Origin of the sequence: Glycomyces dulcitolivorans, from assembly GCF_003265355.1 — a bacterium.
Classification (GTDB): Bacteria; Actinomycetota; Actinomycetes; order Mycobacteriales; family Micromonosporaceae; genus Glycomyces; species Glycomyces dulcitolivorans.
This window is the reverse complement of record NZ_QFRW01000123.1, coordinates 1-1,294: the sequence shown is the minus strand read 5'-3', so window position 1 is coordinate 1,294 and position 1,294 is coordinate 1. Positions and strand designations below refer to the sequence as shown.

Here is a 1,294-nt window from a genome sequence, read left to right as displayed (position 1 = left end):
GGGCGGGCCGCGGCGGTGGACGCGAACCGGATCGCGCGCGAGCGACTGGGCCGGCCGATGCCGGGCCCCGCGCTGCTCGGCGGGTTCGCCGCGCTCACCGAGGTGCTGGCGCTGGAGTCGCTGCTGGAGGCGATCCGCGGCAGGTTCGGCGGCGAGACCGGCGAGGCGAACGTCCGCGCGGCCGCCGAGGCGTACGAGCTGGTGGCCGCCGAGCGGCGCCGGCGGGAGCCCCTGCGGGGGTACCGCACGCTGCGGGCCCAGCGGGCCCGGGACTAGTGCGGCGGAAACGGAGAGGACCATGCGCGAACAGATCGAGGGCTCGCGGGCCGTCGCCCGGGCGGTCGCGGCGTGCCGCCCCGACGTGGTGTGCGCCTACCCCATCTCGCCCCAGACCCACATCGTCGAGGCCCTGGCCGCCATGGCCCGCGCCGGGACGCTCGGCCGGGCGCAGTACGTGAACGTCGAGAGCGAGATGGCCGCCCTCTCGGTCGCCATCGGGGCCTCGGCCACCGGCGCCCGCGCCTACACCGCGACCGCGAGCCAGGGGCTGCTGTTCATGGCGGAGGCCCTCTACAACGCCGCCGGGCTCGGGCTGCCGATCGTCATGACCGTCGCCAACCGGGCGATCGGGGCGCCGATCAACATCTGGAACGACCACTCCGACTCGCTGTCGCAGCGCGACTCCGGCTGGATCCAGTTGTACGCCTTGGACAACCAGCACGCGGCCGACCTGCACCCGGTGGCCTTCCGGCTCGCCGAGGAGGTCTCCCTCCCGGTCATGGTCTGCGTCGACGGGTTCGTGCTCACCCACGCGTTCGAACCGGTCGACCTGTTCGGGCCGGACCTGGTCGAGGCGTTCCTGCCCCCGTTCCGGCCCCGCCAGGTCCTCGACCCCGACGAGCCGGTCGCCATCGGCGCCATGGTCGGCCCCGAGGCGTTCACCGAGGTCCGCTGCCTCGCCCACGAGAACGCCGCCCGCGCCCTCGACCGGCTGCCGCTGGTCGCCGCCGAGTTCGCGGCGCTCACCGGCCGGCCCGTCCCGGCCGTCGCGGAGCCCTACCGAGCCGAGGGCGCCCGGACCCTCGTGATCGCGATGGGCTCGGTGACCGGGACCCTCAAGGACGCCGTCGACGCGACGCGCGACACCGGCGCCGACGTCGGGGCGCTGGGCCTGGTCGCCTTCCGCCCCTTCCCGGTCGAGGCGATCCGAGCCGCCGTCGCCGGCCGCGACCGCGTGGTCGTGCTCGAACGGGCCCTGCCGGCCGGCGGCGGCGGGGTGCTCGGCACCGAGGTC

2 protein-coding genes are annotated in these 1,294 nt (G+C 76.0%); both read left to right on the top strand.

Annotated elements, in window-relative coordinates:
• On the top strand, window positions 1-276 hold a 276-nt coding region (locus DI269_RS13010; protein WP_198667388.1), incomplete at its 5' end, for a 2-oxoacid:acceptor oxidoreductase family protein.
• A gap of 22 nt (window positions 277-298) precedes the next feature.
• Window positions 299-1,294 (top strand): pyruvate ferredoxin oxidoreductase (gene porA, locus DI269_RS13005; protein WP_112136553.1); only part of this gene is annotated, 996 nt, incomplete at its 3' end.